The sequence below is a fragment of the Mycobacterium sp. NGS64 genome (genome assembly GCF_059812245.1).
The window spans coordinates 502,207-520,845 of record NZ_JCALCI010000003.1; the positions used below are offsets into that span (position 1 = coordinate 502,207).

The 18,639-nt window shown below is 70.2% G+C and carries 18 protein-coding genes and 1 pseudogene; 8 read left to right on the forward strand and 11 right to left on the reverse strand.

The genetic code is table 11. The features are described from left to right. Positions 1 to 88 precede the first annotated feature (88 nt). From AC5Y4S_RS16220 to ricR, 3 genes are all read right to left on the reverse strand, one after another. Positions 89 to 1,075, reverse strand: a complete 987-nt coding sequence (locus tag AC5Y4S_RS16220; RefSeq protein ID WP_500033718.1) for a L,D-transpeptidase — start codon at positions 1,073 to 1,075, stop codon at positions 89 to 91. 118 nt (positions 1,076 to 1,193) lie between these two features. After that, positions 1,194 to 2,450: an MFS transporter gene (locus AC5Y4S_RS16225; protein WP_500033719.1), complete on the reverse strand. Its 1,257-nt coding sequence runs from the start codon at positions 2,448 to 2,450 to the stop codon at positions 1,194 to 1,196. Positions 2,451 to 2,570: 120 nt separating this feature from the next. After that, entirely contained in the window at positions 2,571 to 2,861 is a 291-nt protein-coding gene (gene ricR / locus AC5Y4S_RS16230; protein WP_067153559.1) for a copper-sensing transcriptional repressor RicR, read from the reverse strand. 75 nt (positions 2,862 to 2,936) lie between these two features. Here ricR and ilvD point away from each other — a divergent pair, with 75 nt between their 5' ends. Continuing rightward, positions 2,937 to 4,640, forward strand: a complete 1,704-nt coding sequence (gene ilvD / locus AC5Y4S_RS16235; RefSeq protein WP_500033720.1) for a dihydroxy-acid dehydratase — start codon at positions 2,937 to 2,939, stop codon at positions 4,638 to 4,640. Positions 4,641 to 4,666: 26 nt separating this feature from the next. On the opposite strand, the gene AC5Y4S_RS16240 is transcribed toward ilvD, so the two are convergent. After that, the gene (locus AC5Y4S_RS16240; RefSeq protein WP_500033721.1) at positions 4,667 to 5,107 is read right to left on the reverse strand and encodes an SPW repeat protein; all 441 of its coding nucleotides are present in this window, start codon (positions 5,105 to 5,107) and stop codon (positions 4,667 to 4,669) included. Positions 5,108 to 5,238: 131 nt separating this feature from the next. Here AC5Y4S_RS16240 and AC5Y4S_RS16245 point away from each other — a divergent pair, with 131 nt between their 5' ends. Continuing rightward, complete coding sequence (locus AC5Y4S_RS16245) at positions 5,239 to 6,222, forward strand: NAD(P)H-dependent flavin oxidoreductase (RefSeq protein ID WP_500033722.1); 984 nt, start codon at positions 5,239 to 5,241, stop codon at positions 6,220 to 6,222. Positions 6,223 to 6,226: 4 nt separating this feature from the next. Here the strand turns inward: AC5Y4S_RS16245 and AC5Y4S_RS16250 are convergent, their stop codons facing one another. Continuing rightward, positions 6,227 to 6,886 (reverse strand): O-methyltransferase, encoded by a 660-nt coding sequence (locus AC5Y4S_RS16250; RefSeq protein ID WP_500033723.1) that lies wholly within the window; start codon positions 6,884 to 6,886, stop codon positions 6,227 to 6,229. 87 nt (positions 6,887 to 6,973) lie between these two features. Between AC5Y4S_RS16250 and mymT the strand changes: the two genes are divergently transcribed. Further along, positions 6,974 to 7,120 (forward strand): copper-binding metallothionein MymT, encoded by a 147-nt coding sequence (gene mymT / locus AC5Y4S_RS16255; RefSeq protein WP_081665563.1) that lies wholly within the window; start codon positions 6,974 to 6,976, stop codon positions 7,118 to 7,120. Positions 7,121 to 7,150: 30 nt separating this feature from the next. Here mymT and AC5Y4S_RS16260 read toward each other — a convergent pair whose 3' ends face one another. The 4 genes from AC5Y4S_RS16260 to AC5Y4S_RS16275 all read right to left on the reverse strand — a co-directional run bounded on the left by AC5Y4S_RS16260 (position 7,151) and on the right by AC5Y4S_RS16275 (position 11,448). Next, a complete protein-coding gene (locus AC5Y4S_RS16260) occupies positions 7,151 to 9,268 on the reverse strand; it encodes a glycoside hydrolase family 3 protein (protein WP_500033724.1) in 2,118 nt (705 codons plus the stop codon). Next, entirely contained in the window at positions 9,265 to 9,774 is a 510-nt protein-coding gene (locus AC5Y4S_RS16265; protein WP_068136590.1) for a TIGR04338 family metallohydrolase, read from the reverse strand. The genes AC5Y4S_RS16260 and AC5Y4S_RS16265 overlap by 4 nt, the downstream gene beginning before the upstream one ends. Further along, positions 9,771 to 10,520: a DUF2786 domain-containing protein gene (locus tag AC5Y4S_RS16270; RefSeq protein ID WP_085191863.1), complete on the reverse strand. Its 750-nt coding sequence runs from the start codon at positions 10,518 to 10,520 to the stop codon at positions 9,771 to 9,773. The genes AC5Y4S_RS16265 and AC5Y4S_RS16270 overlap by 4 nt, the downstream gene beginning before the upstream one ends. A gap of 88 nt (positions 10,521 to 10,608) precedes the next feature. Then, positions 10,609 to 11,448, reverse strand: coding sequence for an alpha/beta hydrolase (locus AC5Y4S_RS16275; RefSeq protein WP_500033725.1), 840 nt, complete (start codon positions 11,446 to 11,448; stop codon positions 10,609 to 10,611). On the opposite strand from AC5Y4S_RS16275, the pseudogene AC5Y4S_RS16280 reads away from it, so the two are divergent. Continuing rightward, positions 11,396 to 12,505, forward strand: a pseudogene (locus tag AC5Y4S_RS16280) (sigma-70 family RNA polymerase sigma factor). The gene AC5Y4S_RS16275 and the pseudogene AC5Y4S_RS16280 overlap by 53 nt on opposite strands. A gap of 2 nt (positions 12,506 to 12,507) precedes the next feature. After that, positions 12,508 to 13,908, forward strand: coding sequence for an alpha/beta hydrolase domain-containing protein (locus tag AC5Y4S_RS16285; protein WP_500033726.1), 1,401 nt, complete (start codon positions 12,508 to 12,510; stop codon positions 13,906 to 13,908). Between the two features lie 9 nt (positions 13,909 to 13,917). On the opposite strand, the gene AC5Y4S_RS16290 is transcribed toward AC5Y4S_RS16285, so the two are convergent. After that, entirely contained in the window at positions 13,918 to 14,769 is an 852-nt protein-coding gene (locus AC5Y4S_RS16290) for a LysR family transcriptional regulator (RefSeq protein WP_500033727.1), read from the reverse strand. 172 nt (positions 14,770 to 14,941) lie between these two features. On the opposite strand from AC5Y4S_RS16290, the gene AC5Y4S_RS16295 reads away from it, so the two are divergent. Further along, the gene (locus AC5Y4S_RS16295; RefSeq protein ID WP_500034035.1) at positions 14,942 to 15,853 is read left to right on the forward strand and encodes a DMT family transporter; all 912 of its coding nucleotides are present in this window, start codon (positions 14,942 to 14,944) and stop codon (positions 15,851 to 15,853) included. Here the strand turns inward: AC5Y4S_RS16295 and AC5Y4S_RS16300 are convergent. Then, positions 15,830 to 16,963: an NAD(P)H-dependent amine dehydrogenase family protein gene (locus AC5Y4S_RS16300; RefSeq protein WP_500033728.1), complete on the reverse strand. Its 1,134-nt coding sequence runs from the start codon at positions 16,961 to 16,963 to the stop codon at positions 15,830 to 15,832. The two genes, AC5Y4S_RS16295 and AC5Y4S_RS16300, sit on opposite strands and share 24 nt — an antisense overlap. Before the next feature lie 105 nt (positions 16,964 to 17,068). Here AC5Y4S_RS16300 and AC5Y4S_RS16305 point away from each other — a divergent pair, with 105 nt between their 5' ends. Together AC5Y4S_RS16305 and AC5Y4S_RS16310 are read left to right on the forward strand one after the other, a co-directional pair. Continuing rightward, entirely contained in the window at positions 17,069 to 17,881 is an 813-nt protein-coding gene (locus AC5Y4S_RS16305) for an IclR family transcriptional regulator (protein WP_500034036.1), read from the forward strand. Positions 17,882 to 17,891: 10 nt separating this feature from the next. Further along, the gene (locus AC5Y4S_RS16310) at positions 17,892 to 18,617 is read left to right on the forward strand and encodes a pirin family protein (RefSeq protein ID WP_500033729.1); all 726 of its coding nucleotides are present in this window, start codon (positions 17,892 to 17,894) and stop codon (positions 18,615 to 18,617) included. Positions 18,618 to 18,639 lie beyond the last annotated feature (22 nt).

The following is an 18,639-nucleotide window of genomic DNA, read 5'->3' on the forward strand; positions in this document are numbered from 1 at the left end:
ACATAATTCGGCGGCGCGCAAAAGATGCCGAGAAGACACAAAATCGCCCTATTCCGAGCCGGACTGGGCGATTTTGCGTCTGGTGGGGTTAATTGATCCAGTCGCTGGAGCCGTCGTGCTTCTGGTAGTCGCCGCCGGTGGAGTTCTTCACGATGATCGGATCGCCCGGCCCGAAGTTGTCGAAGAACCACCGGGCGTTGCTCGGGCTGATGTTGATGCAGCCGTGGCTGACGTCGCGCTTGCCCTGGTCGTCCACCGACCACGGCGCGCTGTGCACGAAGTCGCCGACGTTGTCGAAGCGCACGGCCAGCTCGACGGTCACCTTGTAGCCGTAGGTCGAGTTGACCGGGACCCCGTAGGTGGAGGAGTCCATCACCACCGAGGGCATCTTCTCTTGCACGTAGTAGGTGCCGTTGGGGGTCTGGTGGTTGCCGGAGGTCATGCCCATCGACATCGGGATGGTCTTCTCCACGGTGCCGTTGCGGGTGACCGTCAGCTGGTGCGTGGAGTCGTCCGCCGTGGCGACCAGCGTGTCACCGGTTTGGAAGCTGGACACGGTGCCCCCCGCGTCGACGGTCACCGCGGTGTGCGCAGGCCAGAAGCTCAGCGGGCGCCAGCGCAGCTGCGTCGGGGTCATCCAGTAGAACTTGCCCGGCACCGGCGGGGTCGACATCACGTGCACGGCGTCGATGGCCGCGCCCGCGTCGTCGACCCGCGCGGGGAAGTTGATGATGATCGGCTGGGCCACGCCCACCGTCGAGCCGTTCTTCGGGACGATCGCGGGCGGCCCGAACGGCGCGGTGCCGGTGAACGGCGTCGGGTTCTGCCCGGCGGCCGGGCCGGAGGCTGCCGGCTGGGCGCCGGGGAAGGTGAACGGCGGCGGCGCGAGCGGCTCGGCGGGCGGCGGCGCCGCGACGGGCGGGGGCGCGGGGGCGCCGGGTGGGTCCGCGGGCGCCGCGACGGTCCCCGGGTCACCCGGAGCCTGATCAGGGTCCGCCAGCGCGGGAACCGCGCCCAGCACCAGTGCCCCGCTCAAGATGGAGGCCAATCCGGCTGCCTTCAGAGCCGCGAACATATGCATCCCTTCGGTCGCTTACTCGGAAATAGTGTGGCATAGCGCGCACCCCAGCTACCTACTTCGCTGCGGGCGGCGCACCCACGTGCGGCCCCATTCGCGCAGCTGACCTGGGCAGCTATGAATTGCGTGAGCTTGCCGGGGCAACGTCTTGTGCGGGGTCCAGCATCTGCCGATTGGCCGCCATGCCGGCCAGCGCGGCGCCCATCAGGCCCGCGGAGGCGGTCAGCATCAGCGCGACGCTGCGCTCGTACAGCAGTCCGCCGGCCAGCGAGCCAGCCATGATGCCCACCTGGAACGCCGTCACGTACAGGCCCGAGGCCCCGTCGGGGTCGTCGGCGCCGTTGCGCATCGCGGCGGACTGCAGCATCGGCGAGACGGCGGTGGCCATCGCCCCCCACAACACGATGGCCGCGATCCCGATCAGCGCGACTGAATAGGGGGCTACGCCGCGTCCGCCGCCGAACGCGAGCGCGGTCAGCACCACGAACGCGGCGGTCAACCCCGCCATGCAGAACAACACGGCGCCCCTGGGCCGGCGGTCCAGGGGCCGCGCCACCATGCCCACGGCGACTACCCCGGCGGCGCCGTAGGCGGCCAGCACCCAGGCGAGGTTCGGTCCGCGCACGCCGACGACCTCGCGGATGATCACGACGATGTAGGTGTACGACACGAAATGGCCGGTGACGCCGACCATGGTGATGAGGCTGACAACGATCAATGCGCGGTTGCGGTGGTGCCGCGCCCGCGGGCCGACGCACTTGAGCTGGTCGGCGGACAGCACCAGCTCGGGCAGCAACAGCCAGGCCGCCACGGTCACGACGGCCGCGGCGACGGTGACGCAGACCGCGGCCAGCCGCCAGCCCCACATCAGGCTCAGGGCGGCGGTGAGCGGGCTGCCGATCACCAGGGCCAGGCTGGTACCGATGTAGATGGACATGGTGGCGCGTCCCGCGTGGCTCGGCGGCACCAGCCGAGTGGCGATCGGGGCGATGATCGACCACAGCAGCCCGTGGGTGAGCGCGCACAGCACCCGCCCCACGGCCAGCACGGCGAAGTTCGGCGCCAGCGCCGAGATGAGTTGCGAGACGGTCAGGCAGACCAGGCTGACCACCAACGCCCGCCGGCGCGGCCAGTGCGCCGTCCAGCGCACCAGCGGAAACGTCGACAGCGCCGCCACCAGCGCGTACCAGGTCAGCAGGGTTCCGACCAACACGACGCTGACCTGCAGGTTGCGCGCGATCGCCGAGAGCGCGCCCACCGGCAGGATTTCCGCCGTGACATACGTGAAGGCCGCGGCCGCCAGCACCGCCAGCTGCGCCGCGACCCGTGGCGTCCACGTTCGCGCGGCAGTGGTGGCGGCTTCGACAGTCATAGGATCGGGTACGCAATCGGCCGGGCAAGGCTGGTTGGCGAAATCACGCTGCACCTACCGTACGCACCGCAACAATAGGTTCCCCGCAGTTAGCGGTTCAACACGCCTACCGAGAAGTGATCAGGAACGGACCAGGCGCGCGATGGCGGCCGAGGCCTCGGCCAGCTTGTCGTCCGCCTCGTCCCCGCCGTCGGCCACGGCGCGGGTCACGCAGTGGTTCAGGTGCTCGTCGAGCAGGTTCAGCGCCACCGAGCGCAGGGCGCTGTTGACCGCGCTGATCTGGGTGAGCACGTCGATGCAGTACTTGTCTTCCTCGATCATCCGCGCGATGCCGCGCACCTGGCCCTCGATGCGCCGCAGCCGCTTGGCGTAGTTGTCCTTCTGCTGCGTGTATCCGTGCTCGGTCGTCATATTCCCATGGTACTTGGTACCCCGACGGGGTATGCCCGCAAATATTGGCTTGGCCGCGCCGCGCATACTTGCACGATGTCCGTTAACAAGGCCCCTGACATCAAGCCCCGTAGTCGTGACGTCACCGACGGCCTGGAGAAGGCCGCCGCCCGCGGCATGCTCCGCGCCGTAGGCATGGGGGACGAGGACTTCGCCAAGCCGCAGATCGGGGTCGCGTCGTCGTGGAACGAGATCACGCCGTGCAACCTGTCGCTGGACCGGCTCGCCAAGGCGGTCAAGGAGGGGGTGTTCTCGGCCGGCGGCTACCCGCTCGAGTTCGGCACCATCTCGGTTTCCGACGGCATCTCGATGGGGCACGAGGGGATGCATTTCTCGCTGGTGTCCCGCGAGGTGATCGCCGACAGCGTCGAGACCGTGATGCAGGCCGAGCGCCTTGACGGCTCGGTGCTGCTGGCGGGGTGCGACAAGTCGCTGCCCGGGATGCTGATGGCCGCGGCGCGGCTGGACCTGGCGGCGGTGTTCCTCTACGCCGGCTCGATCCTGCCCGGCGTGGCCAAGCTGTCCGACGGCAGCGAGCGCGAGGTCACGATCATCGACGCGTTCGAGGCGGTGGGCGCCTGCGCACGCGGCCTGATGCCCCGCGAGGACGTCGACGCCATCGAGCGCGCCATCTGCCCGGGCGAGGGCGCGTGCGGCGGCATGTACACCGCAAACACCATGGCCAGCGCCGCGGAGGCGCTCGGCATGTCGCTGCCCGGCAGCGCGGCCCCGCCGGCGACCGACCGCCGCCGCGACGGGTTCGCGCGGCGCAGCGGCCAGGCCGTCGTCGAGCTGCTGCGGCGCGGCATCACCGCCCGCGACATCCTCACCAAGGAGGCCTTCGACAACGCGATCGCCGTGGTGATGGCGTTCGGCGGGTCGACCAACGCGGTGTTGCACCTGCTGGCCATCGCGCGCGAGGCCGACGTCGAGCTGTCCCTCGACGACTTCAGCCGGATCGGTTCGAAGGTGCCGCACCTGGCCGACGTCAAGCCGTTCGGCCGCCACGTCATGTCCGACGTCGACCACATCGGCGGCGTCCCGGTGGTGATGAAGGCCCTGCTCGACGCGGGCCTGCTGCGCGGCGACTGCCTGACGGTGACCGGCAAGACGGTGGCCGAGAACCTGGCCGCGATCTCCCCGCCCGACCCGGACGGCAAGGTGCTGCGCGCGCTCGCCGACCCGATCCACCCGACCGGGGGGATCACGATCCTGCGCGGATCGCTGGCGCCCGAGGGCGCGGTGGTCAAGACGGCCGGCTTCGACTCCGATGTGTTCGAAGGCACCGCAAGGGTTTTCGACGGCGAACGGGCCGCGCTGGACGCCCTGGAGGACGGGACCATCACCGGCGGCGACGCCGTCGTGATCCGCTACGAGGGCCCCAAGGGCGGGCCCGGGATGCGCGAGATGCTCGCCATCACCGGCGCCATCAAGGGCGCCGGGCTCGGCAAGGAGGTGCTGCTGCTGACCGACGGGCGGTTCTCCGGCGGCACCACCGGTCTGTGCGTCGGCCACATCGCCCCGGAGGCGGTCGACGGCGGGCCGATCGCCCTGCTGCGCGACGGCGACCGGATCCGGCTGGACGTGGCCAATCGCACCCTCGACGTGTTGACCGATCCGGCCGAATTCGAAGCGCGGCGAAGGGATTTCACGCCACCGGAGCCGCGCTACAAGACCGGCGTGCTGGCCAAGTACGTCAAGTTGGTGAGCTCGGCGGCGATCGGCGCGGTCTGCGGCTAGCCGCCGATTCTGTTGCGCCCCAACGGCTACGCGTGGGTGGCCGCCTCGCGCGTGCGCACGCCGAAGTAGGTGGCATTCAGGCCCAGGACCGTCAGCAACCCGCCCGCGACGACGTTCGACCAGATCATGCCGGCGGTTGCGGTGAACCCGGACAGCACCCACGGCGCGACGACGAGCCACGCGCCGAGCACCGGCAGCGTCCACGTCATGCCGTGCGCGCGATCCAGCGCGGTTGCGAAACCGTACGCCAAGAACGCCACCGCGATGCCGACGATCAGGTCGGACGTGGCAAGCGATCCCGTCGCGCTGAATCCCACCATCCACGGTGACGCCGTCACGTAAAGGCCCGTCAGCAGGGCCAGGCCGAAGGTGACGTGCGCGCTCATCGACTCGGCGACGCGCTCGTAATTCGCGCGCAGAGCCAACAAATCGGGGTGGTGATCTATTGATGAATGGACCGTACTCATTTTGTGACCTTTCTGTTATGCAGCAAGCTCGTTGTGGGACAAGCACTGTGGGCTTGGCTGCACCCATCCATCCGCTGTCAAGATTACGCTCGGACGTCGCCCAATTCGAGAGACCGCGTAGCGTCGTGGGTATGGACATCGCCGACCGGCTGCGGCTCGACGTGCCGGTGGGGCAGGCCGGAATGGGCGGCGGCATTGCGCAGGCGCCGCTGGCCGCCGCGGTCGCCGACGCCGGCGGCCTCGGCACCCTCGGCATCGCCACCGCCCGCCAGCTGCGCGCGTCGATCGATCAGGTGCGCGAGCGGGCGCCCGGGCGCGCGGTCGCGGTAAACCTGTTGATGCCCTTCGTCCATCGCCACCACGTCACGGTCTGCGTCGACTCCCACGTGGACGCCGTCGTGCTGGCGTTCGGCGAAAAGCGCGGGCTCGTCGAGCACCTACGCGAGGCGGGAATCTTCGTGTTCGTGATGGTCGGCACCGAGGAGCGGGCGCGTGCCGCGATCGCCTGGGGCGCCGACGGTTTGATCGCCCAGGGACGCGAGGCCGGCGGCCACCTCGTCGGCACCATGCCCGCGCTGGACTTCCTGCCCCGGGCCCTGAGGGCGGCCGGGAAGCGACCGGTGTTCCTGGCCGGCGGCATCGCCACCGCGGCCGACACGCGCGCCGCGTTGGACGCCGGGGCCAGCGGGGTCATCGCCGGCACGCGGTTCCTGTTGACGCACGAGGCCAATGCGAGTCGCGAGTACCAGCGGCGAGTCATCAACGCGGACAGGACCATTGAGACGGACCTGTTCGGCCTGAGCTGGCCGCTGCGCCACCGTGTCGTGCCCAACGCGGCGACCCGCCGCTGGTGCGGCGACGACGGGAAGGCCAAGGCCCTCCCCGCCGCCCTCAACGCGGCGAGCCGCCCGCTGGCGGTGCTGGGCTATTTCGACGCGGGCGCGCTGACGCGGCTGCAGTCGCCGGGCCGCCCGTTCTTCACCCCACTGGCACCGGTGGCCGGGGTGCCCGACTCCTGGCTGGACGGCGCCGCCCTGTATGCCGGCGAAACCGCCTTGCGCATCGGCGAACTCACGTCCGCCGCACAGGCGGTCGCCGACCTCGCCCCGCGCTGAGGCACTACCGCACCAACGCGAAGGCGAAACCGTCCCAATGCTTGGCGCCGACCGTCTGGATCACCGCGGTATCCAGCTGCGGGTGCTCGCCCATCAGCTGCAGCGTCCGCCGCGTCGCCCGCACCCGCTCGTCATCGCAGTCGGGATCGAGGATCTGGCCCTCGCGAACGACGTTGTCCAGCACGAGGACTGAGCCGGCACGAGCCAACCGCACCGCCCACTGAAGGTATGCGGCGTAGTTCTCCTTGTCGGCGTCGATGAACACCAGGTCGAAGGGGCCGCCGGCCAGTGTCGGCAACGTGTCGAGCGCGGCGCCGACGATGACCTCGACACGGTCGGCCACACCGGCACGCTGCAGGTTGGCCCGCGCGACCTCGGCGTGCTTGGGCTCGTATTCCAGCGTCACCACCCGTCCCTGCGGTCCCACCCCGCGCGCCAGCCAGATGGTGCTGAAGCCGCCCAGGGTGCCGATCTCGAGGACGCGGCGCGCCTGGATGGCACCCGCCAGCAGGGAAAGGAATTTGCCCTGCTGCGCCGACACGGCGATTTGGGGTAACCCGGCCGCGTCGCTGGCCTGTAGCGCCGCGGCGAGGGCCGGCTCTTCGCCGATGAGTGTGTTGTCCAGGAATGCGTCCACTTCTTGCGGGGTCGGGTTTTCCGTCATGCCGCCAACGCTAGGCCGAGGTGTTTACCAGATACCCGCGGGGGGTATATAGTGGCGGTGTCTGCGACGACAGAAAGGGTGATCTGAATGGCCGAATACGACGCGGGAACGTTGCTGAGCTGTGGCCACGAGGGCTGCGGATGTCGCGTTCGCATCGAGGTTCCCTGCCACTGCTCGGGCGCGGGTGAGCCGTACCGCTGCACCTGCGGCGACGAGCTGAGGCCGGTGGAGTAGCGGCCGGGCCGGTCGCGCGGATCTGCGTGATCAGCGCCCGAACGCGCGACCGGCCAGCTCGACCCGGGCCTCCAGCCGGAGGGCGGCGGCCGACGCGCCGACGGCCACCGCGTGACCGCCGGGTTCGATGCGCCAGGTTTGCGCGGCGCCGTCGTACTGGGCGAGCAGCCGCGGATCGGCCTCGATCGTCACCCGGCGGGTTGCGCCAGCCTCGAGCTCCAGGCGCTGAAATCCCAGCAGCCGCAGGCATCGCCCGCCGGGGACCGCGGTCAAATACAGCTGCGGGACATCGGCCCCGGCGCGGTCGCCCACGTTGGCGACGGTGAAGTTCGCCGTCACTGTTTCGCCGCCGGTCACCACCAGGTCCCGGCATTCAAAGCTGGTGTAGGACAGGCCATGACCGAACGCGAACATCGGTGCCAGGCCGTTCCTGGCGAACCAGCGGTAGCCGACGTCGGCCCCTTCGAAGTAGTCGATGGTGGTCGGCGTCCCCCACGGGGCGTCCGGCTCGGGCAGGTCCGGGCGCGGCGTCTGGCCCAGCTCCACCGGGAAGGTGATCGGCAGCCGGCCCGACGGATTGACCTGTCCGGCAAGGATTTCCGCGATCGCCCGGCCGCCGGCCTGGCCCGGATACCAGGCCTGCACGACGGCGTTCACCGAGTCCAGCCACGGCATGGCCACCGGGTTTCCGGTTTCCAGCACCACGACGGTGTTCGGGTTGGCGTCCGCCACCGCGGCAATCAGCGCGTCCTGTCCCCACGGCAGCGCGAGGTCCGCGCCGTCGAAGCCCTCCCCTTCGGCGCGGACGGCGAAGACGATGGCGACATCGGCCCGCCGCGCCGCCCGCGCCGCCTCGGCCGGGCTGGCGCCGGGATCGAAATCGATCTGCGCGCCTGGAAATTGGCGGCGCAGCTCGGCGAGCGGGCTCGACGGCAGCAGGTACAGGTTACGCAACCCGGCCTCGAGGCCCAGGCCACCGAGCGGGATCACGCCGGCGTAGCCGCCGGGTGGGACGACCGCGCTCGAACCATAGCCCGCGGCGACGCCCAGCTGCGCGTATCCGCCGATGATGGCGATGCGCGCCGCGGTCTCGGGCGCGATCGGCAGGACGCCGCGGTTGGCCAGCAGCACGATCCCTTGCCGCGCGATCTGCAACGCAATGTCGTTGTGCGCGTTCATATCCGGTGCGGGCGCGGCCTCGCGCCGGTCGATGTTGACCGCGAACATCGACCGCAGGATTCGCCGGACCATGTCGGACAGGCGCTCGGAGGGCAGCGCCCCGGCGGCGTGGGCGGCCCGTAGCGGCTCGCCGAACGCCTCGGATTGCCACAGCAGCGCGTCGATTTGCGCGCCGCACTCCTGGTCGAGGCCGCCCAGCGCGCACTCCCAACCGGGCGTCCCGCCCCAGTCGGACATCACCCAACCGCGGTATCCCCAGGCAGCTTTCAGTACCCCGTTGATCAGGGCGTCGTTGGCCGCGGCGTAGTCGCCGTTGACCTTGTTGTAGGCCGCCATCACCGCGCCTGGCGATGAGCGCTCGATGGCGATCTCGAAGGCCAGCAGGTCGGATTCGCGGTGCGCGCCGGGATCGATGACCGCGTTCAGCCAGTGTCGGTTGGTCTCGTTGCAGTTCAGCGAGAAGTGCTTGACCGTCGAGATGACGCCGTGCTCCTGAATGCCGTTGACCGACTCGGCGGCGATCAACCCCGTCAAAAGCGGGTCCTCGGAAAGGTATTCGAAGTTGCGGCCGTTGCGGGGGTCACGGGCCAGGTTCATCGCACCGGCGAGCTGCACGTTGAACCCGCGGCTGCGTGCCTCGCGGCCGATCACCTCGCCGGCGGCGCGGGCCAGCACCGGGTCGAAGCCGGCGGCGAGGGCCAGACCGGCCGGCAACGCGGTGGCGGTGTCGTCCGGGCGGTAACCGGGGTTGGTGACGCCGAGACCGGCGTCGCTCATCAGCAGCGCGGGTACGCCGAGCCGCGGAATCCCGGGCACGTACCCGGCGCTCATCGGGACGCCCGGCGGGATGCGTTCGTCGCGCCGCGGCCACAGCTCGCCCGCGCCCATCACCCCGAGGATCAGCGAGAACCGCTCGTGGTCGGTCATTTGGGACTCGACTTCGCGGGCCCGCGCGTCCGGATCGCTCACCGCACACCCTCTTTCGCGTACACGACCCGCAGCACGTGCCCGAGTTCGGGGCCCATCACCAGCTCCGCCAGCTCGCAGATGGTCGCGACGAACTCCGGGCCGTGCGCCGGCTCGGCGCGGCACAGGTGATGCGCCACCTCGTGCAGCACCACCAGCTCGCGCAGCGCCCAGTCGGCGGTGTCACGGTCGGGAACCGCGATAGTGCCGGCGCCGTCACGGTTTTCGTAATGCGCCGCGGTGGCGGCCCGCCGGGGCCGCACCTGCAGCGGCGACACGCCGGGCCAGCGCCGCCGCACCGACGGCAGCGCCAGCACCTCGTCGACGTAGCGCTGGACGGAGGCGACCGACCCGAATTTCCCCTCCGGCGGCAGCGTCAGCTGAGTGCCGAAGAAATCGACGGAGGGCGATCCGTGCTCGGCGGCGCGGTCGAACAACGTCCGGACGAAGTCCTCGGCCGCATAAACCTTGGCGCGCTGCGAATCGCGGGCCCCACCGGCCCGGGTCACTGGCGCAATGCGCTCCGCGCGCCCGGCAGTTCGGCGCTGTTCCCGAGCCGCGCCCGCCGGCCGGCCCGGTCCCCCGCCCGGCGCGCCGCGGACGAATAACCCGCCGTCGCGCGGCTGACTTGATAGGTGCCGCGCGCCTTGGACGCGCCGCGGTAGAAGTCGCGCAGCTCAACGTCCTTGTCCCGCAACGCGATCGCGGTGCCGGGCGGGCGGCGGCGGTCCTTGGTGGCCTCGCGCCTGGCCTCCTCGCGGGCCTCCGCCAGGCGCTGACCGACGCGCGCCCCGAACGCGAGCTGAAAGTTGAGCCGGGCGGTGATCGTCGGCGTGGGGCGGTGCGCACCGGAGGCCAGGTAGGCATCCGACGCGCGCACCATCTGCACGACCAGGCTGGCGTAGAGGGCGTGGGTCGCGTCGATGTCCTCGGCGAAACCGTACGCGTAGACGAACGTCGAGTTCGACGCCACGTCGCAGCGCACGTCGTTGGCCAGGGCGATCAGCACGAAAAGCTGCACGTACGTCCGCAGCCCCCGGGTGCCCGCCGCACCGATGGTGATGGTGCGCTGCGTCGGGGCCTGCACCGGCGAGCGCTTGGCCGCGTGCGAGCGCGCCACGGCCAGGTCGATCGAGGCCGCCGTCGCCAGCCGCTGCGCGGCGCTCATGAAGGCGTCCGCCTCGTGCGAGTTGTCGGTGCCCTCGGCCTGACGCAGCAGCGCGGCGATGCGAGCGAGCATCTTGTCGTCGGTCATTCGCGCCACTCCTTCTCATCGCTGCGCTCTGCATCGTCGCCGGCGCGCGTCATAGGCGCCAAACTAGCGCAGCGAGACGACACATCGCCTACAACCGCTTGGAGATCCAGGAGACCACGTCGCCGAGCACCTGGTCGCGCTCCGGCTCGTTGAACACCTCGTGGTAGAGCCCGGGGTAGACCTTCAGCTCGACGTCGGTGGACCCCACGCATTCGACCAGACGGCGGCTGCCGTCGACGGGGATGAGCCGGTCGTCGGAGCCGTGCACCACCAGCAGCGGGGCCGTCAGCGCCGGCGCTCGCTGCGGCATGGTCTGCCCGACCTCCAGCAGCGCCCGCCCGACGCCGGCCGGAACTTTCCCGTGGTACACCAGCGGGTCGGCGTTGTAGGCCGCCACCACCGCGGGGTCCCGCGAGATCGCGTCGACGTCGAGTTCCTGCACCGGAAGACCGGGCACGACGACGCCGAGGACCTTCGCGGCCAGGATCATGAAAGGGGACACCAGCTCCTGGGCCGCCACCGCGGGGGCCGACAGCACCATCATGTCGTAGTTGTCCGGGCGTTCGACGCCGTAGGCGAACACGATCCCACCGCCCATGCTGTGCCCGAGGACGATGCACTTCAGGCCGGGGTGCTCCCGGGTGGCGATGCGGACCAGGGTGTCGAAGTCGGCCGTGTACTCGGAGATGTCCCGCACCAGCATCCGCTTGCCACCGGAGCGGCCGTGGCCGCGGTGGTCCAGGGCGTAGGTGACCAGCCCGGCGGAGCCGAAGCACTGCGCGACGTGGTCGTAGCGGCGGGCATACTCGCCGAGGCCGTGGGACAGCACGACCACCGCGCGGGGCGAGGTATCCGGCGTCCAGACGTCGTAGACGATGCGCACGCCGCCGAGGCCGTCGAAGGTCCGTTCAGTGCGCGTAGTCATCACGGGAAGCGTACAAGGGGTAGGCCGGTGTCGGAGACTCTGCGTAGGCTCATCTGACATGGGGCTGCTCACCGAAGACGTAGAGAAATCTGGCGGTGCCGCGGCGCTAGGCGGGGACTTCTCGACCGACGCCGAGCCGTACCGTCGCGAACTGCTCGCGCACTGCTACCGGATGACCGGGTCGCTGCACGACGCCGAGGATCTGGTGCAGGAGACCCTGCTGCGCGCCTGGAAGGCCTACGACCGTTTCGAGGGCAAGTCGTCGATGCGGACCTGGCTGCACCGCATCGCCACCAACACCTGCCTGACCGCGCTGGAGGGCCGGCAACGCCGGCCGTTGCCGACGGGGCTGGGGGCGCCGAGCTCCGACCCCACCGCCGAGCTGGTGGAGCGGAGCGAGGTGCCCTGGCTGGAACCGCTGCCGGAGCTGACCGACGACCCGGCGGACCCGTCGGTCATCGTCGGGTCACGCGAGTCGGTGCGGTTGGCGTTTGTCGCGGCGCTGCAACACCTTTCACCCCGGCAACGGGCGGTGCTGCTGCTGCGCGACGTGCTGCAGTGGAAGGCCGCCGAGGTGGCCGAGGCCATCGGCACCACCACCACCGCCGTCAACAGCCTGCTGCAGCGCGCCCGCACCCAGCTCGAGGCCGTCCAGCCCAGCTCCAGCGACCGGCTGACGCCGCCCGATTCCCCCGAAGCCCAGGACCTGCTGGACCGCTACATCGCGGCGTTCGAGGCCTACGACATCGACCGGCTGGTCGAGTTGTTCACCGCCGAGGCGATCTGGGAGATGCCGCCGTACACCGGCTGGTACCGGGGCCCGCGGGACATCATCACGCTCATCCACCAGCAGTGCCCGGCCGAACATCCCGGCGACATGCGCCTGCTCCCCGTGGTCGCCAACGGCCAGCCCGGCGCGGCCATGTACATGCGCGCCGGTGACGTGCATGTGCCGTTTCAGCTGCATGTCCTCGACATCAGCGACGGCCGGGTGGCACGGGTGGTGGCGTTCCTCGACGGCACCCTATTCGAGAAATTCGGGCTGCCCGCTACCGTGTGACGATGCCGAATCCCCCGCTCGTCACACCCGCGCCCGGGAAGCCGCTGCTGCTGTTGGGCGGCTTCGACATCGTCGACATGGGCTATGTCGCCGAGGAGTTCTTCGTCTCCGGAACGGCCGCGTCCTACGCGCCCACCACCGCGCTGGGTCCCGACGGCGGCTGGAGCGTAACACCAAGCGGCAGTGCGGAATACACCACGCGGATGGTGGCGCTGACCCCGACCGACCCGGCCCACTTCAACGGGACCGTGCTGGTGGAATGGCTCAACGTCAGCGGCGGCATCGACGCCCCCGCCGTGTGGATGATGGCGCACCGCGAAATCCTTCGCGCGGGCTACGCCTACGTCGCGGTGTCGGCCCAGAAGGTGGGGGTGGACGGCGGCGGCGAGAACCTGATGGGCTTCGACATGTCCCTGAAGAGCCAGGACCCGCTGCGCTACGCCGCCCTGAGCCACCCGGGCGACGAGTACTCCTACGACATCTTTTCCCAGGCGGGCGACCTCGTCCGCAACGGAGCGCTGGGCGAGCTGCCGGTGCGGCACGTGGTCGCCCTGGGCGAGTCGCAATCGGCCATGTTCCTGACGACCTACATCAACGCCGTCGATCCGCTCGCGCAAAGCTACGACGGGTTTTTGGTGCACTCGCGGTTCGGGTCGGCCGCGCCGCTGGACGGCGTTTCCGTCTTCGACGAGTCACACCTCGACATGCCCGAGGCGGTCGCGTTCCGCTCCGACCTGCGCGTCCCGCTGATCACGATCATCACCGAAACCGACCTCTTCGGCGGCCCGCGGGAGGGCTACTACTTCGCGCGGCAGCCGGACCACGACCGGCTGCGGGTCTGGGAGATCGCCGGGGCCGCCCATGCCGACAACTACACGATCCAGGTGGCGCCCATCGACAACGGCTCCGCGCCGCTGGAGGCGATCGTGGCCGCCTACGCGCCGACCAGCACGCTGATGGGTCAGCAGCTGGGCCACTACATCAACTTCGCGCCGCAACACCACTACGTGGTGCAGGCGGCCCTCGACGCGCTGCACACCTGGGTCCGCACCGGCGAACCGGCACCGGTGGGCCCACCGATCGAGGTCCAGCAAGGCGAGCTGCCCCGGCCCGTCCTCGATCCGCACGGCCTGGCCCGTGGCGGCGTGCGGACCCCATGGGTGGACGTGCCGATCGCACGCACGTCCGGTATCGCCGAGGCGGAAAGCATCATGGCGGCGATCTTCGGCTCCGGCGAACCGTTCGACGCGGCCACGCGGGACCGGCTCTACCCGGGCGGCGTCGCGCAATACCTCGACGGCTTCACGGCGGCGCTCGACCGCGCGATCGGCTCGGGGTTCATCCTGCCGGCCGACCGCGCCGAGATTCTCGAGCTTGCCGCCGCGACGTTCCCCCAGAACTAAAGGGCGCGTTCAGCTTTCGGCGGCCAGCACGTCACGCACCGCGGCGTCGGCCGCGCTCAGCAGGTCCGGGTCGATGCCGGCGCGGCCGCGCACCAGGACCGTGGCGCAGTTGGCCACCGGCAGCCCCTCGGCCGGGCACAGGCCGTCGGGAAGCTTGCCGATCATCGGCAGCAGCGCCAACCCGAGCCCGGAGCGCACGGCGGCGTAAAGGCCCGACAGGTCACCGCATTCGGCGGCGATTTCGTAAGCGATGCCGTGTCTTTCGAGGACTGAGAAGGCCGGCTCGCGCAACGTGCACGGCTCGGCATAGATCACCAACGGCAGCGGGTCGCCCCGGCGAGCGGCGAAAGTCCGCGCCGAAACCCACCTCAGCTGCACGACTCCCGACGCATTGGCGCGATCGAGCCCCGACCCGTCGAGCATGATCGCCAGGTCCAGCAGGCCCCGGTCGAGGGCGTCGGCCAGCGAGACGTTGCGGTCGAGCCGGAACCGCGGCCGCCGCTCGGGAAGCCGCTCACGCAGCACGCTGGTCAGGGCGGGCAGCATCACGTCCGCGCCGTGCTCGGTCGCCCCGATCGTCAGCAGCCTGTGCTCGGTGGCGCCGAGGTCGTCGAGCGCCGCGTCGTGCGCCTCCAGAATCGCCCGGGCGTGCCGCAGCACCTTCTGACCGACCTCGGTGAACAAGACGCCCCGGCCGGAGCGTTCGACCACCGGTTCGCCTACCACGCTCTCCACCTTGCGCAGGTGCTGGCTGACGGCGGACTGACTGAGGTGCAGCGCGGCGGCGGCGCGGTGAAATCCCCCACAGTCGGCGACCGCCACCAGGCTGCGCAGCGGCGCGATATCGAGCACCTGAGCCATACCGACGAACCATAGTCCGATCAGCGAATACGATCAATCGATCGACCTGATCACCTTGAAATTCTTTGGTCACCGATGATGTGATCAGCATTCGTGATCGGTTTCGATCGCTAATAATCGTTGGACGGCGTGGGTCGGCGTCGACGAACATGGGGGCATGGACCTGCCGCGCATGCCGTTGACGACTGCCTCGGCGGTCACCGTGACCTACGCGATCGGTTACCCCATCGGGGCGCTCGCGGTGGCCGCGATGACCCCGATGGCCGTCTTGGTGCTGCGATTCGGTTTGGCCGCAATCATTCTGGCGTGCTGGGCCGCCCTGGCCCGAGCGGCGTGGCCGCGGGGGGCGCAGTTCGGGCACGTTGTCGTCGCGGGTCTGCTGATCCAGGCCGTGCAATTCTGCTGCCTCTACGAGGCGCTGCTGCTCGGCGCGCCGGCGGTGCTCTGCGCGGTGGTCGTCGCGATGAACCCGGTCACCACGACGATCCTGGCCACGATGTTCCTGCGCGAGCGGCTCGGCTCGCGGCGGGTGTTCGCCCTGGCGCTGGGGGTGCTCGCGGTGCTCGCCGCGTGCGCCAAGCGGTTGATGAGCACGCACGGCGTCGACCCGGTGATCGCGCTGCTTGTGGTTGCGCTGCTTGGCCTTTCGGCCGGCGGCGTGTACCAGCAGCGGTATTGCGCCGGCGTCGACTTCCGCGCGATGAGCGCGGTGCAGAATGCCGTCGCGCTCATTCCCGCGACCGCGCTGGCGGTCCTGACCCCGTTCGCCGTGCACGACGCGACCAAGGCCGCCGTCGCGATCACCGGCATGGTGCTGATCAACGCCACGCTGGCGGTCAGCATCTACCTGCGCGCCATCAGCCTGCACGGCGCCGCGGCGGTGGCGATGCTGTTCGCCGTAATTCCGGCGGCCGCCGCGGTGCTGTCCTGGCTGATGCTCGGGCAGCGCCCGGACATCGGGGTCGCGATCGGCCTGCTCGCCGGGGGCCTGGCGTGCTGGCTCAACAGCGGGGCGTCCCGACGGCGCGACGCGGCGCCCGCGGTGTGCGCGCGGCCACGCTTAGAAGAGGCGGCTGTCCGGTGACGGGCCCGGCACCGGGCGGACCAGCCCGGCGCCGGTGATCAGCGGCAGATCCAGCGCGGACAGCAGCCCGGGTCGGGCCGCGCACACCGCCGGGATGGCGTTGACCATCCGGGACGCCCCGGCAATGCGCGCGCCGAGGTCGTGGTCGCGATCCTCGGCCATTTCGAATTCGCAACGCATGGTGGGTGATCCCTCGATCTCGACGCGGTAGAGGCCGCGGCCGGAGGCCTGGCCGTAGCCGAGGTCCTTCGGCGGGATGGTGATGTGCGGCTGCGGCCAGTCCGGCGCGAGGTCGTCGCGCATCCGCGTCACGTGGTCGAGGACGAACGTCGCCTTGTCGCCGACATATCCGGTCAGCGTGGAGCGCATCGCCGCGATGGTTCCCGCCGCGATGTGCCCGGTGGGCGTGTCGAACGACTCGGGGGCGGCGACGCGTTCGTTGGCCTCCTCGATGCGGTCGATCTTGACGCCGAGCCCCGCGGCGAGCTGGTGCAGCACCGGCCCCCAGCCGAAGGTGAATATTCCGGGCTGCGCCGCGAAGGCCTGGTACTCCGGCGGCTTGCCGAACCCGAGGATCTCGTAGACGGCCGCCCGGTCCGGGTAGGTGGCGTAGTTGAACATCTCCGTCACCCGCACCGATTCGATCCCCCGCGATACCCCCGAAAGCACGAGCGGCAGAACATCGTTCGCGAAGCCGGAGTCGATCCCGGTGGTGAAGAACGACGCACCGCCGTCGAGCGCGGCGCGCCGCAACGGGTCGGTGAACGCGCCGTCTACCCCGTCGGGATACACCAGCGGCACCACCGAACACGACACCACGTTCTTCCCGGCCCGCAGGATCGACGCCATGTCCTCGACGGCTTCCAGCGGGCGCAGGTTGGCCCCGGCGGCGTACACCACCGCGTCGGCCTCACCGGCGATCATCGCCGAAGGGTCCTGGGTCGCGACCACCCCCACCGGCGCGATTCCGCACAGCTCGCCGGCGTCGCGACCTGCCTTGGCGTCGCTGTGCACGACGACGTCGACCAGCTCCAGCTCGGGGTGATCGATCACCCCACGCAGGGCGATCAGGCCCATGGAGCCCGGGCCCCAAACCCCCACCTTCAACATCGTGATTCTCCTATTATTAGGATGCCTATCGTTAGATTTCGGACGGATCGTAAGGAGCTGCGCGTGGGTGAGTCAACCGCCAAATCACCGCCCACCGCCCGCGTGATGGATGTGCTTGCGGCCCTGGCGGATTCACCGAACGGGCGCACGTCGGCCCAGCTGGCGAAGGCCTGCTCGATCAGCACGTCGACCTGCGCCCTGGTGCTCGCCGAGCTGGAAGGGCGTGCCTGGGTAGCGCGGCACGAGGACCGCCGCTACGTGCTGGGCAGCGGCCTGTTCAGGCTGGTGCACGGGCTGCGGACGCAGTTCCCCCTGCTGGACCGGGGGCGCGACGCGCTGCGCTTCCTGCACGACGCGCTCGGCGCGGGCTGCTCGCTGTCGAGGATCGGCGAGCGCCAGCTGACCACCGTCGACGCGGTCGGCCACGGCACCGACGGCGAACACGCCGTCGGGCAGCGCTTCCCGATCGACCCGCCGTTCGGCCTGGTCGCCATGGCCTGGCGCGACGACCAATCCGTCGACGCCTGGCTGCACCGGGTCGTGCCGCGGCTGACGCGCACCGAGGTGACCCAGCATCGGCGGGTGCTGGCCGACATCCGCACCCGCGGTTACGGCGCGTGGCGGTTCGACGACACCCACCGCTCGCTGCATCACCGGCTGGCCGACGTGCTGGCCTCGCTGGAACCGACCGCGCGAGTGACCCGCCAACTGACCACGCTGATGACCATGGTGACGCTGCGATCGGTCACCGACGCGCTCGAAACCGGGCTGGCTACAACGGAATTCGTCGTATTGCCGATCTTCGGCCGGGACGGGCAACCGGAGTACCAGATCGAGATCCACCTGGGCCGCCCGGCCGGGTTGACGCTGGAAGCGCTCGATTCCGCACTGCGGCGCGCGCAGGAAATATTGGCCTAGGCTAGAGCTCATGCCCGCCACCGTCGACGTCCGCCGCGCGGCCGACCGGGCCGTCACCACGACGCCCTGGCTGAAATCCCGGCACTCGTTCTCGTTCGGCGACCACTACGACCCCGACAACACCCACCACGGGCTGCTGCTGGTCAACAACGACGACATCGTCGAGCCGGGAACAGGATTCGACACCCACCCCCACCGCGACATGGAGATCGTGACCTGGGTGCTGAGCGGAGAGCTGACCCACCGCGACTCCGCCGGTCACCACGGGACCATCTATCCCGGCCTGGCCCAACGCATGTCGGCGGGTACCGGCATCCTGCACTCGGAAAAGAACGATTCCCGCACCGAGCCAGTCCATTTCGTGCAGATGTGGGTGGCCCCCGACGAGGCCGGCATCGACCCGAGTTACCAACAGCACGAGATCGACCCCGGGCTGCTGGACGCCGGACTTGTGACCATCGCCTCAGGCATACCGGGTAATGAGGCGGCCATCACTCTGCACAACCGCAACGCCGCACTGCATGTCGCGCGGCTGCAGCCCGGCGACTCGGTTGACCTGCCACAGGCCCCCTACCTGCATCTATTCACCGCGCGAGGCCGGATCCAAGCGGCGGAAATCGGCGATCTCACCGAGGGTGACGCGGTCCGATTCGCCGACGCCGAGGCACCGCGGGTGACGGCGAGCGAGCCGTCGGAGCTGTTGGTCTGGGAGATGCACGCGGCGTTGGGAGTTTGAGGGCACCCGGCCAGCACATAGA

What these genes read in the sequence shown, in the direction of transcription:
- AC5Y4S_RS16285 (WP_500033726.1), top strand. Translation starts at nt 12,508, where the DNA reads ATGCCGAATCCCCCGCTCGTCACACCCGCGCCCGGGAAGCCGCTGCTG.
- AC5Y4S_RS16295 (WP_500034035.1), top strand. Translation starts at nt 14,942, where the DNA reads ATGCCGTTGACGACTGCCTCGGCGGTCACCGTGACCTACGCGATCGGT.
- AC5Y4S_RS16250 (WP_500033723.1), bottom strand. Translation starts at nt 6,886, where the DNA reads ATGACGGAAAACCCGACCCCGCAAGAAGTGGACGCATTCCTGGACAAC.
- AC5Y4S_RS16240 (WP_500033721.1), bottom strand. Translation starts at nt 5,107, where the DNA reads ATGAGTACGGTCCATTCATCAATAGATCACCACCCCGATTTGTTGGCT.
- AC5Y4S_RS16310 (WP_500033729.1), top strand. Translation starts at nt 17,892, where the DNA reads ATGCCCGCCACCGTCGACGTCCGCCGCGCGGCCGACCGGGCCGTCACC.
- ricR (WP_067153559.1), bottom strand. Translation starts at nt 2,861, where the DNA reads ATGACGACCGAGCACGGATACACGCAGCAGAAGGACAACTACGCCAAG.
- AC5Y4S_RS16305 (WP_500034036.1), top strand. Translation starts at nt 17,069, where the DNA reads ATGGATGTGCTTGCGGCCCTGGCGGATTCACCGAACGGGCGCACGTCG.
- AC5Y4S_RS16270 (WP_085191863.1), bottom strand. Translation starts at nt 10,520, where the DNA reads ATGACCGACGACAAGATGCTCGCTCGCATCGCCGCGCTGCTGCGTCAG.
- AC5Y4S_RS16290 (WP_500033727.1), bottom strand. Translation starts at nt 14,769, where the DNA reads ATGGCTCAGGTGCTCGATATCGCGCCGCTGCGCAGCCTGGTGGCGGTC.
- AC5Y4S_RS16300 (WP_500033728.1), bottom strand. Translation starts at nt 16,963, where the DNA reads ATGTTGAAGGTGGGGGTTTGGGGCCCGGGCTCCATGGGCCTGATCGCC.
- mymT (WP_081665563.1), top strand. Translation starts at nt 6,974, where the DNA reads ATGGCCGAATACGACGCGGGAACGTTGCTGAGCTGTGGCCACGAGGGC.
- AC5Y4S_RS16245 (WP_500033722.1), top strand. Translation starts at nt 5,239, where the DNA reads ATGGACATCGCCGACCGGCTGCGGCTCGACGTGCCGGTGGGGCAGGCC.
- AC5Y4S_RS16225 (WP_500033719.1), bottom strand. Translation starts at nt 2,450, where the DNA reads ATGACTGTCGAAGCCGCCACCACTGCCGCGCGAACGTGGACGCCACGG.
- ilvD (WP_500033720.1), top strand. Translation starts at nt 2,937, where the DNA reads ATGTCCGTTAACAAGGCCCCTGACATCAAGCCCCGTAGTCGTGACGTC.
- AC5Y4S_RS16220 (WP_500033718.1), bottom strand. Translation starts at nt 1,075, where the DNA reads ATGTTCGCGGCTCTGAAGGCAGCCGGATTGGCCTCCATCTTGAGCGGG.